The following is a 14426-nucleotide window of genomic DNA, read 5'->3' on the forward strand; positions in this document are numbered from 1 at the left end:
AGCCCCGCCGCGGGTCGAGGGTGACTGTCGGTGCCTTCTCCTAGCGTCGCCCACGACATGAGAGAACAAGGCCAGCCGGGTCAGGCCCGGGGGAGACGGAGACAGAAGATGGCTGCGAAGACCACCACGGACAAGTCCGGGGACAAGAACAAGGCGCTCGACGCCGCCCTCGGCAACATCGAGCGCCAGTACGGCAAGGGCTCGATCATGCGGCTCGGCGACGAGACCCGTGCCCCGCTGGAGATCATCCCCACCGGCTCGATCGCCCTCGACGTCGCGCTCGGCCTCGGCGGCCTGCCCCGCGGCCGCGTCGTCGAGATCTACGGCCCGGAGTCCTCCGGTAAGACGACCGTCGCGCTGCACGCGGTGGCCAACGCCCAGGCCGCCGGCGGCATCGTGGCCTTCATCGACGCGGAGCACGCGCTCGACCCCGAGTACGCCAAGAACCTGGGCGTCGACACCGACGCGCTGCTGGTCTCCCAGCCCGACTCCGGTGAGCAGGCCCTGGAGATCGCGGACATGCTGATCCGCTCCGGGGCGCTCGACCTCATCGTCATCGACTCCGTGGCCGCCCTGGTGCCCCGTGCCGAGATCGAGGGCGAGATGGGCGACAGCCACGTCGGTCTCCAGGCGCGCCTCATGAGCCAGGCGCTGCGCAAGATGACCAGCGCCCTCAACGGCGCCGGCACCACCGCGATCTTCATCAACCAGCTGCGCGAGAAGATCGGCGTCATGTTCGGCTCGCCCGAGACCACCACCGGTGGTCGTGCGCTGAAGTTCTACTCCTCGGTCCGCCTCGACGTGCGCCGCATCGAGACGCTGAAGGACGGCACCGACATGGTCGGCAACCGCACCCGCGTCAAGGTCGTGAAGAACAAGGTCGCCCCGCCGTTCAAGCAGGCCGAGTTCGACATCATGTACGGCAAGGGCATCTCCCGCGAGGGCGGCCTCATCGACGTCGGCGTGGAGGCGGGTCTCGTCCGCAAGGCCGGTGCCTGGTACACCTACGAGGGCGACCAGCTCGGCCAGGGCAAGGAGAACGCGCGCACGTTCCTGCGCGACAACCCCGACCTCGCCAACGAGCTGGAGAAGAAGATCCTCGAGAAGCTCGGCGTCGGCCCGACCGTCGACGCCCCGGCCGACGAGCCGGTCGGCATCGACGACTTCTGAGTCGCCCTTCTCTCATGGGTCACCTGCACGAGGACCGTCCCGCTCCCTCCTGGGCCGGTGACGTCTCCCTGGGCGTCGACGCGTGGACGCGTCGCGCCCCGGAGGCGGCACCTGCCCAGGAAGTGGCCGGCGCCGACGACGCCGCGGAGGAGCGAGGCTCGACCCGCGGCGGGCGCGGCCAGGGACGTGGCCGCGGGCGCCGGTCCTCGGGTCCGGGCGGCGGTCAGCGCTCACGCCGGCACGGGGACGACGTGCCCCGGGACGCGCCGGGCCCACCGGAGAACCCGGAGGAGGTCGCCCGGGCGATCCTGCTCGAGCAGCTGACGGGTCGTGCGCGCTCCCGCGCGGAGCTGGCCGAGAAGCTGGCCGCCAAGCTGGTGCCCGACGACGTGGCCGAGCAGCTGCTGGACCGGTTCGAGGAGGTCGGTCTGGTCGACGACGAGGCCTTCGCCCGGGCCTGGGTCTCCTCCCGCCAGCCCACGAAGAAGCTGGCCCGCCGCGCGCTGGCGCAGGAGCTGCGCCGCAAGGGCGTCGACGACGACGTCGCGAAGGTGGCGCTCGACGAGGTCGACCCGGCCGACGAGGAGGCGGCTGCGCGAGACCTCGTCCGCAAGAAGCTGCGCTCGATGCGGTCCCTCGACGACACGGTCGCCATGCGACGGCTGCTCGGTGCCCTCGGACGCAAGGGGTTCGGCGGCGAGATGGCCTACCGGGTCGTCCGCGAGGAGGTCCGGGCCGACCGCGAGGGGGACGACGGGGCGGCCGGTGAGGACACCCCGTGGGACCTGCCATGATGTCGCCGTGGCAGACGAGCGCGAGATCCTGACCTACGAGCTGTTCGGCACCGCGGTGCGCGAGATCGCGCAGTCCGTCGCCGACTCGGGCTACGAGCCCGACCTGGTGCTCTCCATCGCTCGCGGTGGTCTCGGGCTCGGCATGGGCCTGGGCTACGCGCTGGGCGTGAAGAACCTCTCCGCCGTCAACGTGGAGTTCTACACCGGGATCGAGGAGCGCCTCGACGTGCCGATCATGCTCCCGCCGACGCCGGACGCCGTGGACCTCTCGGGCATGAAGGTGCTCATCACCGACGACGTCGCCGACACCGGCAAGACGTTGCAGACCGTCCTGGACTTCTGTGGCGACCACGTGGCCGAGGCGCGCTCGGCCGTCGTCTACGAGAAGCCGTGGACCGTGGTGCGCCCCGACTACGTGTGGCGCCACACCGACCGCTGGATCGACTTCCCGTGGTCGAGCCTGCCGGTCGTCACGCCGCGCGACGCCTGAGCAGGCGCCGCGCGACGCACGCGCTCGCGGACGGTCAGTACCGCGTCGCGGTGTAGACGACGCTCTTGGTCTCGGCGTAGGCGGTCGAGGCCGGGATGCGCAGGCGGTACTTGATCTTCGCACCGCTCTTCTTGGGGGCCGCGACGTTGACGCGGTAGCGAGCCTTCGCGTTCGTCCGGGTGCGGGTGTAGAGGACCCACTTCTTGCCCTGCTTGCGCTCCACGGCGATGAGCTTGCGCTTGTAGCCGGCCACGACCTTGCCCTTGAGGCCGATGCCGCGGGTGGTGTTGAAGGTCGAGGTGTTCAGGTTGCGCTGCACCTTGGCGGTGATGGTGCTCTTGGAGGGCGCGTAGACCTCGCCGGTGCTCGGGTGGGTGCCGCCGGCGTAGATGACCCGGTAGGTGGCGTTGCCGACGGCCTTGGTGGAGTCGTACAGGTAGGCCGCGTCGTCCTCGGAGGTGGCGATGGTCGTCCACTTCTTGGTGCCGGCCATGCGGCGCTTCACGGTGAGGCCGCCGTAGTAGACCTGGTCGCCGTCGGCGGTCTCGACGTTGATGGAGAGGCTCAGGGCGTCGCCGTGCTTGGGCACGCCCGGCTGGGTGCGGTAGCTGCTCGCGGTGAGCCAGCGGTTGGTGCTGCCGCCGACGATGGTGGTCGTCGTGTCGGCGCTCGCGGCGGGGGCGAGGAACAGCGAGAGGCCGCTCGCCAGCAGGACGGTCGAGAGACTCGCGGAGAGCAGGCGGACGGATCGGGGGAGACGTGAGGACACGTGGGGGGTCCGTTCTGGGAGAGAGGTGCGCCGGTCGGCGCGCACAGGGACTACCCAGAGAGGCGTCAGTAAAACCCTGTCCTAGACCACTGGCCACTAGGGTGCTCCTGTGATCGAGCACGTCGCGGTGACGCGGTACGTCACCCCGTTGCGGGAGGGCGGCAGCCTCCCGGGAGTCGTGGAGGCCGACGACCTCGGCACCTACGTCTGCAAGTTCCGTGGCGCGGGCCAGGGCCTGAAGGTGCTCGTGGCCGAGGTCGTGGTGGGCGAGCTGGCCCGCAGGTTGGGCCTGCGCACGCCGGTGCTCGTCGAGCTCGACCTCGACGCAGAGCTGGCCCGCTACGAGGCCGACGAGGAGGTCCAGGACCTCATCAACGCCTCGGTGGGCTCGAACCTGGGCATCGACTTCCTCCCCGGCTCGTTCGGCTTCGACGGCTCCACGTCCGTGGGCGCCGAGGAGGCGGCGCGGGTGCTGTGGCTCGATGCGTTCTGCGCCAACGTCGACCGTTCCTGGAGGAACCCCAACCTGCTGGTGTGGAACGGCGACCTGTGGGTCATCGACCACGGCGCCAGCCTGTACTTCCACCACGCCTGGGCCGGGGGGATCACGGACCCCCAGCGGTTCGCGGCCCAGCGCTGGGACGCCTCCGACCACGTGCTGCTGCCGCTGCTCGAAGGCGGTGCGGACGTGCTGGCGGCCGTCGACGACGAGATCGGCTCCCGCATCGACGAGGCGCTGCTGACCGAGGTCCTCGCCGAGGTCCCCGACGGCTGGCTCCAGCCCGTGCCCGGGGCCGACACGGCCGAGGAGGTCCGGGGGGCCTACGTGCGGTTCCTGCTGGCCCGACTGGGCACGCGGCAGTGGCTGCCGGACCTGGCGGACCTGTCGGGGCCGGGGGGCGCGTCGTGACGCAGCGTGTGTCCTACCAGTACGTGGTGCTGCGCTGCGTGCCTCGCCCCGAGCGCGAGGAGTTCTGCAACGTGGGGGTCGTCCTGTACTGCCACGCCACCGACTTCCTCGGGGTCGCGCACCGGGTCGACGAGGCCCGGCTCTCCGCCCTGGCCCCGGGGCTCGACCTGGCGCACGTGCACCGCGGGCTCGCCTACGCCGAGGCGGTCGCCTCGGGCTCGCCGGCGGCCGGGGCCGCCTCGGGTGAGCGCACCAGCCAGCGCTTCGGGTTCCTCAAGGCTCCGCGCAGCACCGTGCTGCAGCCTGGCCCGGTGCACGGCGGGGTCTGCGAGGACCCCGCCGCAGCACTGGGTCGGCTGCTGGACGCCTACGTGGACTGAGCCGGCGGCCCGGCTCAGGACGGCTCAGACCGGCTCAGACCGGGACGAGCTCGACGGCGCCGACGGCGTAGCGCGCCAGCACCGTGCGGGCGACCTCCGGGTGCGCACCGAGCGGCTCGGCGACCGCGGCCGCCCCGGCCTCGAGCGCGAGCTCGGCCGCTCGGTCGGCGAGCGGACCGGGGGTGAGGAAGAACGACGCCACGGCGATGTGCCGGCGTCCCTCGGCCCGGAAGGCGCGCACGGCCTCGCCGGCGGCCGGCGGGGCGGCCTGGGCGTAGGCGGTGGTGACGGGGAGCTTGTGGTGGGCGCCCCACACCCGGGCCAGGCGGGCCACGGCCTGGTTGGAGATCGCGTCGGTGGAGCCGACGGCCGCGAGGACGAGCGCGTCGAGCTCGCGGACCCGAGCGGTGCGCAGGGCCTCGCGCAGGCGGCTGTCGAGGACCTGCAGGAAGCAGGCCTCGAGCCCGAGGGCGGGGGTGGCCTGCACACGGAGCGAGTCGTGTCGCTCCTGCATGGTCGAGACCGCCCCGGCCACGGTCGCCGCGGCCTCCGGCGACTCCGTGAGCAGCAGCGGCACCAGCACGATCTCGTCGTGGCCGGACTTCGCCAGCGCGTCACAGACCGAGGCGACGGAGCCGCGACGCTTCAGCGGCGCGTCCACGTAGGCCGACTCGACCCGCAGGTCGGGGCGTACGGCGCGGACCTCCTCGACGATGGCGGACACGGTGGACGTCGCGCGGGGGTCGTCGAAGCCGGATGCCAGTGCGACCAGGGCGGGAGCGGCCATGGGTGCTTCTCTCCTTGCAGTTGCGGTGGTGCGGTGGTGCTCGTTTCCAGGGGGTGCGGGTGGTGCTGGTGGTGCGGGTCAGGCGTGGATGCCGCACTCGGTCTTGCTGGTGCCCGCCCAGCGTCCGCTGCGCGGGTCCTCGCCGGGGGCGACGCGACGGGTGCAGGGTGCGCACCCGATGGAGGGGTAGCCGTCGTAGGCGAGCGGGTTGACCAGGACGCCGTTCTCCGCGACGTAGGCCTCGACCTGCTCGTCGCTCCAGCGCGCCAGGGGCGAGACCTTGACCTTCTGCTTCTTCACGTCCCAGCCGATGACGGGGGCGATGACGCGGTGGTGGGTCTCGGCGCGTCGCAGGCCGGTGGCCCAGGCGTCGTAGTCGGCCAGGGTCCGCTGGAGCGGGGCGAGCTTGCGCAGGGCGCAGCAGCGGTCGGGGTCGCGACGCCACAGCTCGGGGCCCTCGGTCGCGTCCTGCTCGGCGACGGTCTGCTCGGGCGTGATGTTCCGCAGGTTCACGGGCATCGTGGCCTCGACGGCGTCACGGGTGCCGATGGTCTCGATGAAGTGGTAGCCGGTGTCGAGGAAGACGACGTCGATGCCGGGCACGACCTTCGAGGCCACGTGCGCCAGCACGGCGTCGCCCATCGAGGACGTCACGCAGAACCGCTCGCCGAAGGTCGCTGCGGCCCACTCGATGATGGTCTCGGCGGGCGCGAGCTCGAGCTCGGCACCCCAGTGCCGGACGATCTCCTGGAGCTCCTCCGGGCTGCGGCCGGCTGCGTCGACGCCGCGGGTGACCGCGGCCTGGGCGGTGGCGGCGGCGGTCATCGCGGACCCCTGGCGGGAGCGACCTGCCCGAGCATCCTCAGCGAGAACGCGCGCAGGCAGGACCGGCACTCCCAGGAGCCGTGCGGGGAGCTCGTGGTGCCGTCCTCGGCGGTGACCTCGTGCGGCCAGAGGTCCTCGTCCCCGCAGTAGGGGCAGTGGAAGGGAACGGCGCGCTCGCTCATGACCGTGCTCCTTCCTCGGTGCCGGGGATGACGGCCGAACCGTCGAGCTGCCACTCGTCGGCGCGGGCCACCCAGTCGGTGAAGGTCTCCTCGGCGGAGCGGTCGGCGAGGAAGTTGCTGACGACGGCGGCGACGTAGTCGTCCAGGCCCTCGCTGGTGACCTTGTGGCCGCGCAGCTTGCGGCCGAAGTTGGCCTGGAGGCCGGTGGCGCCGCCGAGGTGCACCTGGAAGCCCTCGACCTGCCGGCCCTCGTGCATGACCAGCTGGCCCTTGAGGCCGATGGAGGCGACCTGGGTGCGGGCGCAGGCGTTGGGGCAGCCGTTGACGTTGATCGAGAAGCCGCCGCCCATCTGCTCGGTGGTGAGGTCGGGGAACCGACGCTCCAGCTCGGCGATCAGGTCACGGGTGCGGTTCTTGGTGTCGACGATCGCCAGCTTGCAGAACTCGATGCCGGTGCAGGCCATGGAGCTGCGGCGGAAGACCGAGGGACGGGCCGAGAGGCCGATCTCGTCGAGCCGCTCGACCAGCGCCTCCACGCGGGCCGGGTCGGCGCCGAGCAGCACGATCTTCTGGTAGGGCGTGAGCCGGGCTCCGTCGAGGTCGAACTCGTCGATGACGTCGGCCAGCGCGAGGAGCAGGGAGCCGGAGACGCGACCCACCACGGGGGCGACGCCGACGTACTTGCGGCCGTCCTGCTGGTCGTGGACGCCGACGTGGTCGCGGTGCCCCACGGGGGACTCCGGCGACTCCAGCGAGACCAGCTTCTCGCCGAGGTACTCGTTCTCCAGGACCTCGCGGAACTTCTCCACGCCCCAGTCGGCGACGAGGAACTTCAGCCGGGCGCGCGAGCGCAGGCGCCGGTAGCCGTAGTCGCGGAAGATGCCGGCGACGCCGGACCAGACGTCCGCGACCTTGTCCAGGGGCACCCAGACGCCGAGCTTCTGCGCCAGCATCGGGTTGGTGGACAGGCCGCCGCCGACCCAGACGTCGAAGCCGGGGCCGTGCTCGGGGTGCAGCGAGCCGACGAAGGCGACGTCGTTGGTCTCGGGGGAGACGTCGTGGCTGGGGTGTCCGGTCAGCGCCGTCTTGAACTTGCGCGGCAGGTTCGAGAAGGCCGGGTCGCCCAGGTAGCGGCGCTTGATCTCGTCCAGCGCGGAGGTGCCGTCGATGATCTCGTCGGCGGCCACGCCGGCGACCGGCGAGCCGAGGAAGGGGCGCGGGGAGTCGCCGCAGGCCTCCAGCGTCGAGAGGCCGGCGTCCTCGAGCTTCTGCCAGATCGTGGGCACGTCCTCGATGCGGATCCAGTGGTACTGGATGTTCTCGCGGTCGGTGACGTCGGCGGTGTCGCGCGCGTGGTCGCGCCCGATCTCGCCGAGGGCCCGGACGGCGGCCGAGGAGAGCAGCTGGCCGTCGCTGCGGACCCGCATCATGAAGAAGTGGTCGTCCAGCTCCTCCTCGGGCAGCGAGCCGGTGCGGCCGCCGTCGATCCCGGGCTTGCGCTGGGTGTAGAGGCCCATCCAGCGCAGACGGCCGCGCAGGTCCGCGGGGTCGATCGAGTCGAAGCCGCGCTTGGAGTAGGTGTAGAGGATGCGGTCCCGCACGTTCAGCGGGTCGTCGTCCTTCTTGGACTGCTCGTTCTTGTTGAGCGGCTCGGTGTAGCCGAGCGCCCACTGGCCCTCGCCACGGCGGGGACGCGGGATCTCGGTGGTGCGGGCGGGCGCGGCGGCGTAACGCAGGTCGGACATGCGGGGGCTCCTTGGCTGAACGGGGAGCGGTGGGGGAACACCGCGGAGAGAGGAGAGGTTCAGCGGACGGGACACATGGCGCTGCGCGTACGCCCGAGGTCCACGTGGCGGCGGACCACGAGGTGCACATGGGTGTCGAGGAGGCTCACGTCAAGCAGTCTCAGTCCTCGGGACCGACATCTCCAAATGCGGAACCCATCATGTGAGACGCCCGTCCAACATGTGGGATGCAGGCGGGGTGGTGACCGTGCGGAGACCGTCCCGTGTCTGTCTCGTCACGCCTGCGCAACACCTGACGGCGCCCTCCACCGATGCGCGACCGTGCGCCGGGGGCGACTACGCTGCCGCTCATGACCGACGTCTCCGGCCTCACCAGCAGCGCCTACCAGCAGGCTCTGGAGGTCATCGCCTCCGTCGAGCCCCGGATCGCGGACGCGACCCGCGCCGAGCTCGCCGACCAGCGTGCCTCCCTCAAGCTCATCGCCAGCGAGAACTACGCCTCGCCCGCCGTGCTCATGACCATGGGCACCTGGTTCAGCGACAAGTACGCCGAGGGCACCGTCGGCCACCGCTTCTACGCGGGTTGCCAGAACGTCGACACCGTCGAGTCGCTCGCCGCCGAGCACGCCCGGGCGCTGTTCGGCGCCGAGTACGCCTACGTGCAGCCGCACTCCGGCATCGACGCCAACCTCGTCGCCTTCTGGTCGATCCTCGCCCACCGCGTCGAGGGCCCGTGGCTGCAGAAGGCCGAGAAGAAGAACGTCAACGAGCTCACCGAGGAGGACTGGGAGTCCCTGCGTCGCGAGCTCGGCAACCAGCGCCTCCTGGGCATGAGCCTGGACGCCGGCGGCCACCTCACCCACGGCTTCCGCCCGAACATCTCCGGCAAGATGTTCCACCAGAACCAGTACGGCACCGACCCCGAGACGGGCCTGCTCGACTACGACGCCGTGGCCGCCAAGGTCAAGGAGTTCAAGCCGCTCGTGCTGGTCGCCGGCTACTCGGCCTACCCGCGCCGGGTGAACTTCGCCAAGATGCGCGAGATCGCCGACTCGGTGGGCGCCACGCTCATGGTCGACATGGCCCACTTCGCGGGCCTGGTGGCCGGCAAGGTCTTCACCGGCGACGAGGACCCGGTGCCCCACGCCCACCTCGTCACCACCACCACGCACAAGTCCCTGCGCGGCCCGCGCGGCGGCATGGTGCTGGCGACCGAGGAGTACGCCCCCAGCGTCGACCGCGGCTGCCCGATGGTCCTCGGCGGCCCGCTCAGCCACGTCATGGCCGCCAAGGCCGTGGCGTTCGCCGAGGCCCGCCAGGACTCGTTCCGCACCTACGCCCAGAACGTCGCCGACAACGCGAAGTCGCTGGCCGACGGCCTGATGAAGCGCGGCACGAAGCTGGTCACGGACGGCACCGACAACCACATCGTGCTGCTCGACGTCTCCGGCTACGGCCTCACCGGCCGCCAGGCCGAGTCCGCCCTGCTCGAGGCCGGCGTGGTCACCAACCGCAACTCGGTGCCCGCCGACCCCAACGGCGCCTGGTACACCTCCGGCGTCCGCATCGGCACCCCGGCGCTGACCACCCGCGGCTTCGGCCACGACGAGTTCGACAACGTCGCGGACCTCATCACCCAGGTGCTCAGCAACACCCAGCCCGGCACGACCAAGGCCGGCACGCCGTCCAAGGCGTCCTACGTGCTGGGTGACGGCGTGGCCGACAAGGTCAAGGCCGCCTCGGCCGAGATGCTCGACAAGCACCCGCTCTACCCGGGCCTCGACCTGGCCTGAGGCCCACCTCCCCAGGAGGGGACGTGCTCGACGACGTGCAGGCGGACGTCGCGGGCGCCGACGACTGGTCGGCGTTCCGTGACGTCCGCCTGCGTGCGTTGCGGGACGCACCGCACGCGTTCGGGACCACGCTGGCCAAGGCCGAGGCGAACCCCGAGCAGGTCTGGCGCGAGCGCGTGCGCGGCCCCGGGCCGCTGCTGCTGGCCCGGGCCTCGCGGATGGATCCGCCTGTCGGCATGGCCGGGCTCTTCGTGCCGCCCGAGCAGGAGCAGTGCTTCGTCTGGGGCGTGTGGGTGGCTCCCGAGGTCCGCGGACGCGGCCTGGCCGAGACCCTCACTCGTCGGCTGCTGGCGCTCGCGCCCGCGGAGCGGGACGTCGTCCTGCACGTCACCGAGGGCAACGACGTCGCTCGTCGGCTCTACGAGCGCCTCGGGTTCGAGACGACCGGGGTGGTCGAGCCGCTACGGGAGGGCTCGGCGCTGGTGGTGCACGAGATGCTCAGGCTCCGGACGTCGCGGCCAGGAGTGCCGGCCCCGGCTCGGTGACCTCGGCCGGCTCCGGGAGCGGCACCGCCCCCGTCGTCCCCGCCCCGTCGTCCCCGCCTGAGCCGGCTCACACCCAGCGGTACTCGACCTCCGGTCGCCCGCCACCGCCGTAGCGCGGGTGCCGCTCGGCGGTGCCGGTGTCGGCGAGGTGCTCGAGGTAGCGGCGCACGGTGACCCGGGAGGCGCCGACCAGGTCCGCGACCTCGGAGGCCGACAGGCCACGGTCCGCCTGGCGCAGCGCCGCCGTGACCTCGCGCAGGGTCTCCGGGCTCATGCCCTTGGGCACCGCCGCGCCCGGGGCGCGGCGCAACGAGCCCATGAGCGCGTCCACCTCGTCCTGGCCGAGGTCCTCCCCGCGCAGCCGGTTCGCCTCCGCCTGCGCCCGGAAGGCCGCGTGCTGCTCCAGCTTCGCCCGGAAGCCGGCGAACGTGAACGGCTTGACCAGGTAGAGCACCACGCCCTGGGCGACGGCGGCGCGGACCACGTCCGCGTCCCGGGCCGCCGTCACGGCGATCACGTCGCACAGGTGCCCCGCCGCCCGCATCCGACGCAGCAGGCCGAGGCCGTGCCCGTCCGGCAGGTGCATGTCCAGCAGCACCAGGTCCACCGGACGACCCTGGGTGCGCATGGCCTCGAGGAAGCGGGAGGCCTCCTGGGCCGAGCGGACGGTGCCCGCCACCGTGTAGCCGGGGACGCGGCGCACGTACTCGGCGTGGGCCTCGGCGGCCCGGGCCTCGTCCTCGACGACCAGGACGCGCAGGTCGTCGTCCGAGCCGGGGCCGGTCCGGCCCGTCGTCTCGTGCTCGCTCACGCGTCCTCCTCGGTCTCGGGGACTGTCGTCGCCCGCGGGTGCAGCACGACGGTGACCTGCGCGCCGCCGAGCGGGCCCGGGCCGATGTCGATGCTGCCGCGGTGACGTCGCACGACCTGGGCTACCAGCGTCAGTCCCAGCCCGCGGCCCGTGCCCGGCTCGGCCTTCGTCGTCCAGCCGCGCTCGAGCACGCGCTCGGCGTCGCCCTCGGCCAGCCCGGGGCCGGAGTCGGCGACCCGGACGCGGACGGCGCCGTCGTCCGCCTGCCCGAGCTCGACCTCGACCCGGCGGGGATGGTCGGCAGCCTCGGCGCGGTCGGTGCCGCCCAGGGCCTCGAAGGCGTTGTCGACGAGGTTGCCGAGCACCGTCACGAGGTCGCGTGCCGGCAGCGCCACGGCCTCGAGCGTGCCGACCACCGTCAGCTCCACGCCCCGCTCGGCGGCCTCCGCCGTCTTGCCGAGCAGCAGCGCTGCGGCCACCGGGTCACCGACCGCCGCGCTGACCCGGTCGGCCAGCAGCTGGGCGACTGCGAGCTCCTCGGTGGCGAGGTCGACCGCCTCGTCCGCGTGGCCGGTCTCCACCAGGGAGACGACGGTGTGCAGCCGGTTGGCGGCCTCGTGGTTCTGCGCCCTCAGCGAGTCGACGAGGCCGCGGACGGCGTCGCGCTCGCCGGTGACCTGCTGGAGCTCGGTGCGGTCGCGCAGCGTCACCACCGCGCCCACGCCGCGTCCCTGCCAGCGGGCGGGCGCCGAGGAGACCACCAGCAGGCGGTCGCCCGCCAGGTACAGGTCGTCGGTGTCCACCGCGTCGCCCAGGGCGGCGGCCACCAGGCCCGGGGCCAGCCCGCAGTCGACGAGACGTCGCCCCGCCACGTCCGTCGGGAGGTCCAGGAGTCGGCGCGCCTCGTCGTTGGCGAGCCGGACCCGGCCCTCGCTGTCGAGCAGCAGCAAGCCCTCCCGCACCGCGTGCAGGACGGCGGAGTAGTACTCGTACATGCGGGTGATCTCGTCCGCCCCCAGGCCGTGGGTCTGGCGTCGGAGCCGACGCCCCACCCACCAGGCGCCCGCCACCCCGAGCGCGAGCACGAGGGCCGCGACCACGGCGATGCGCAGCACGTCGTGCCACACGCCCGCCTCGATCCGGTCCAGCGTGATGCCGACCGAGACCATGGCGACCAAGGTGCCGTCGTCGCCGAGCACGGGGACGACGGCCCGCATGGACGGCCCCAGCGTGCCGGCGTACTCCTGGGTGAAGGGGACGCCGCTCGGCGCCGTGCCCACGTCGCCCTGGAACGGGAGGCCGATCATCGCGGGGTCGGGGTGGGTCAGCCGGAGCCGGGCCGGCGTCATGATCGTGATGAAGTCGACCCCCGTGTCGGCCCGCACCGCCTCCGCGTAGGGCTGGAGCACGGCGGACGGGTCCTCGGAGGCCAGGGCCTCGCCCACGGTGGGGGAGTCCGCCAGCGTGCCGGCCACGGCCAGCGCCCGGTCGGTGGCCCGGCCGCGCGCGTCGGAGCGGGCATCGGCGACGGACAGCGCCAGCGCCACGACGACGAGGATGCCGACGAGACCGACCTGGAGGAGCAGCACCTGCCGCGACACCGGGACGTCGCGACCGCGCGCACGGCGGGGGAGCACGGCACGGATTGTGCCCCAGGACACGCTCACCCCGCCCACCGGCGGCGTCGGCGGGGTGCCGCAGTGCCCCGCGCTCAGGTGTCCGTGATCACAACGACCACAACGGTGACGCACCTCACAGCAGCGGGGAACCTCGGTCCGTCGGGTCGGTCCCGGCACCCGGACGAGGAGGTCTCATGAGCAGCAGCCCCGGCACCACAGCCACCACAGCCACGCGCTCGCGCACCCACTACCTGTACCTGGCGGTGATCGTCGCCGTCGCGGCCGGCATCGTCGTGGGGCTGGCGTTCCCGTCGGTCGGGGTGGCGCTCAAGCCGCTCGGCACCGGCTTCGTGGCCCTCATCAAGATGATGATCCAGCCGGTGATCTTCTGCACGATCGTGCTGGGAGTCGGGTCGGTCGCCAGCGCTGCCCGGGTGGGCAAGGTCGGTGGCCTGGCCCTCGGCTACTTCCTGCTGATGTCGACGGTCGCGCTGGCCATCGGCCTGGTCGTCGGCAACCTCATCCACCCCGGTGACGGGCTGCGGCTGACCGACGAGGTCGCCGGCGTGGGCGCCGCGACGGCCGGTGAGTCGCACGCCAGCACCGCCGACTTCCTGCTGGGCATCATCCCGACCTCGCTGGTCTCGTCGCTGACGTCCGGCTCGGTGCTCCAGACGCTCCTGGTGGCCCTGCTCGTCGGGTTCGCCCTCCAGGGCATGGGCAAGGCCGGCGAGCCGGTGCTCCGCGGCGTCGGCCACCTGCAGCGCGTGGTCTTCCGCGTCCTCGCGATGATCATGTGGGCGGCCCCCGTGGGTGCCTTCGGTGCCATCGCCGCCGTCGTCGGCGCCACGGGCGTCGACGCCCTGAAGAGCCTCGCGGTGCTGATGATCGCCTTCTACGTGACCTGCGTGATCTTCGTGGTCGGCGTCCTCGGCGCCATCCTCAAGGTGGCGACGGGCGTCAACGTCTTCAAGCTGTTCGCCTACCTGGGCCGGGAGTTCCTGCTGATCGTGTCCACGTCCTCCTCGGAGTCGGCGCTGCCGCGCCTGATCGCGAAGATGGAGCACGCCGGCGTGGAGCGCTCGACCGTCGGCGTCGTCGTGCCGACCGGCTACTCCTTCAACCTCGACGGCACCGCCATCTACCTGACGATGGCCTCGCTGTTCATCGCCGAGGCGCTCGGCGACCCGCTGAGCATCGGCGAGCAGATCTCGCTGCTGGCCTTCATGGTCATCGCCAGCAAGGGCGCAGCCGGCGTCTCCGGCGCGGGCCTGGCGACACTGGCCGGTGGCCTGTCCTCGCACCGACCGGAGCTGCTGGACGGCGTCGGGCTCATCGTCGGCATCGACCGGTTCATGTCCGAGGCCCGCGCCCTGACCAACTTCGCCGGCAACTCGATCGCGACCATCCTCATCGGCCACTGGACCCACAGCCTCGACCGCGCTCGCCTGGACCGGGTGCTCTCGGGCCAGGAGCCGTTCGACGAGGCGACGATGCTGGACGAGCACGAGGACCAGCCCGCCCCGGCCGCCGGCGAGCACGCCCCGGCCGACGTCCGCGAGCGCCAGACCGTCTGACGCAGGACCCCGCAGGACCCCGCAAGGCG

The 14426-nt window shown here is 72.4% G+C and carries 15 protein-coding genes; 8 read left to right on the forward strand and 7 right to left on the reverse strand.

The features are described from left to right. Nucleotides 1-108: 108 nt before the first annotated feature. From recA to M8316_RS18165, 3 genes are read left to right on the forward strand one after another with little or no spacing between them, the layout of a single operon-like run. Nucleotides 109-1170, forward strand: coding sequence for a recombinase RecA (recA, locus tag M8316_RS18155; RefSeq protein WP_250056981.1), 1062 nt, complete (start codon nucleotides 109-111; stop codon nucleotides 1168-1170). A gap of 14 nt (nucleotides 1171-1184) precedes the next feature. After that, on the forward strand, nucleotides 1185-1964 hold the full coding sequence (locus M8316_RS18160) for a regulatory protein RecX (RefSeq protein WP_250056983.1): 780 nt from the start codon (nucleotides 1185-1187) through the stop codon (nucleotides 1962-1964). A 7-nt stretch (nucleotides 1965-1971) separates the two neighbouring features. After that, the gene (locus M8316_RS18165) at nucleotides 1972-2454 is read left to right on the forward strand and encodes a phosphoribosyltransferase (protein ID WP_250056985.1); all 483 of its coding nucleotides are present in this window, start codon (nucleotides 1972-1974) and stop codon (nucleotides 2452-2454) included. Nucleotides 2455-2488: 34 nt separating this feature from the next. Here M8316_RS18165 and M8316_RS18170 read toward each other — a convergent pair whose 3' ends face one another. Then, on the reverse strand, nucleotides 2489-3223 hold the full coding sequence (locus M8316_RS18170) for a hypothetical protein (RefSeq protein ID WP_250056987.1): 735 nt from the start codon (nucleotides 3221-3223) through the stop codon (nucleotides 2489-2491). Between the two features lie 109 nt (nucleotides 3224-3332). Here M8316_RS18170 and M8316_RS18175 point away from each other — a divergent pair, with 109 nt between their 5' ends. Beyond that, entirely contained in the window at nucleotides 3333-4133 is an 801-nt protein-coding gene (locus M8316_RS18175) for a HipA family kinase (RefSeq protein WP_250056989.1), read from the forward strand. Beyond that, on the forward strand, nucleotides 4130-4513 hold the full coding sequence (locus tag M8316_RS18180) for a DUF3037 domain-containing protein (RefSeq protein WP_250056999.1): 384 nt from the start codon (nucleotides 4130-4132) through the stop codon (nucleotides 4511-4513). The genes M8316_RS18175 and M8316_RS18180 overlap by 4 nt, the downstream gene beginning before the upstream one ends. Nucleotides 4514-4547: 34 nt before the next feature. Here the strand turns inward: M8316_RS18180 and M8316_RS18185 are convergent, their stop codons facing one another. The 4 genes from M8316_RS18185 to M8316_RS18200 form a co-directional block, all read right to left on the reverse strand. Beyond that, on the reverse strand, nucleotides 4548-5300 hold the full coding sequence (locus tag M8316_RS18185) for a sirohydrochlorin chelatase (RefSeq protein ID WP_250057001.1): 753 nt from the start codon (nucleotides 5298-5300) through the stop codon (nucleotides 4548-4550). Between the two features lie 78 nt (nucleotides 5301-5378). Next, nucleotides 5379-6125 carry a phosphoadenylyl-sulfate reductase gene (locus tag M8316_RS18190; protein WP_250057003.1) on the reverse strand — a complete coding sequence of 249 codons (747 nt, stop codon included), beginning with the start codon at nucleotides 6123-6125 and terminating at the stop codon, nucleotides 5379-5381. Next, nucleotides 6122-6307 (reverse strand): hypothetical protein, encoded by a 186-nt coding sequence (locus tag M8316_RS18195; RefSeq protein WP_250057005.1) that lies wholly within the window; start codon nucleotides 6305-6307, stop codon nucleotides 6122-6124. The genes M8316_RS18190 and M8316_RS18195 overlap by 4 nt, the downstream gene beginning before the upstream one ends. Continuing rightward, a complete protein-coding gene (locus tag M8316_RS18200; protein ID WP_250057007.1) occupies nucleotides 6304-8052 on the reverse strand; it encodes a nitrite/sulfite reductase in 1749 nt (582 codons plus the stop codon). Before M8316_RS18200 ends, M8316_RS18195 begins: the two co-directional genes overlap by 4 nt. A 350-nt stretch (nucleotides 8053-8402) precedes the next feature. Here M8316_RS18200 and M8316_RS18205 point away from each other — a divergent pair, with 350 nt between their 5' ends. After that, nucleotides 8403-9845, forward strand: coding sequence for a glycine hydroxymethyltransferase (locus tag M8316_RS18205; RefSeq protein ID WP_250057009.1), 1443 nt, complete (start codon nucleotides 8403-8405; stop codon nucleotides 9843-9845). Nucleotides 9846-9868: 23 nt separating this feature from the next. Beyond that, nucleotides 9869-10390 carry a GNAT family N-acetyltransferase gene (locus tag M8316_RS18210; RefSeq protein ID WP_250057011.1) on the forward strand — a complete coding sequence of 174 codons (522 nt, stop codon included), beginning with the start codon at nucleotides 9869-9871 and terminating at the stop codon, nucleotides 10388-10390. A 67-nt stretch (nucleotides 10391-10457) separates the two neighbouring features. Here M8316_RS18210 and M8316_RS18215 read toward each other — a convergent pair whose 3' ends face one another. Both M8316_RS18215 and M8316_RS18220 read right to left on the reverse strand, forming a co-directional pair. Next, the gene (locus tag M8316_RS18215; RefSeq protein WP_250057013.1) at nucleotides 10458-11201 is read right to left on the reverse strand and encodes a response regulator; all 744 of its coding nucleotides are present in this window, start codon (nucleotides 11199-11201) and stop codon (nucleotides 10458-10460) included. Beyond that, on the reverse strand, nucleotides 11198-12838 hold the full coding sequence (locus tag M8316_RS18220) for a sensor histidine kinase (RefSeq protein WP_250057015.1): 1641 nt from the start codon (nucleotides 12836-12838) through the stop codon (nucleotides 11198-11200). Before M8316_RS18220 ends, M8316_RS18215 begins: the two co-directional genes overlap by 4 nt. Nucleotides 12839-13014: 176 nt before the next feature. On the opposite strand from M8316_RS18220, the gene M8316_RS18225 reads away from it, so the two are divergent. Continuing rightward, nucleotides 13015-14397, forward strand: coding sequence for a cation:dicarboxylate symporter family transporter (locus M8316_RS18225; protein ID WP_250057017.1), 1383 nt, complete (start codon nucleotides 13015-13017; stop codon nucleotides 14395-14397). Nucleotides 14398-14426: the final 29 nt, after the last annotated feature.

It is taken from the genome of Nocardioides bruguierae (assembly GCF_023554635.1).
Lineage (GTDB): Bacteria > Actinomycetota > Actinomycetes > Propionibacteriales > Nocardioidaceae > Nocardioides > Nocardioides bruguierae.

Excerpts from the sequence above, each read along its gene's own strand:
- recA (WP_250056981.1), top strand. The coding sequence starts at position 109 with ATGGCTGCGAAGACCACCACGGACAAGTCCGGGGACAAGAACAAGGCG.
- M8316_RS18160 (WP_250056983.1), top strand. The coding sequence starts at position 1,185 with ATGGGTCACCTGCACGAGGACCGTCCCGCTCCCTCCTGGGCCGGTGAC.
- M8316_RS18185 (WP_250057001.1), bottom strand. The coding sequence starts at position 5,300 with ATGGCCGCTCCCGCCCTGGTCGCACTGGCATCCGGCTTCGACGACCCC.
- M8316_RS18190 (WP_250057003.1), bottom strand. The coding sequence starts at position 6,125 with ATGACCGCCGCCGCCACCGCCCAGGCCGCGGTCACCCGCGGCGTCGAC.
- M8316_RS18195 (WP_250057005.1), bottom strand. The coding sequence starts at position 6,307 with ATGAGCGAGCGCGCCGTTCCCTTCCACTGCCCCTACTGCGGGGACGAG.
- M8316_RS18200 (WP_250057007.1), bottom strand. The coding sequence starts at position 8,052 with ATGTCCGACCTGCGTTACGCCGCCGCGCCCGCCCGCACCACCGAGATC.
- M8316_RS18205 (WP_250057009.1), top strand. The coding sequence starts at position 8,403 with ATGACCGACGTCTCCGGCCTCACCAGCAGCGCCTACCAGCAGGCTCTG.
- M8316_RS18225 (WP_250057017.1), top strand. The coding sequence starts at position 13,015 with ATGAGCAGCAGCCCCGGCACCACAGCCACCACAGCCACGCGCTCGCGC.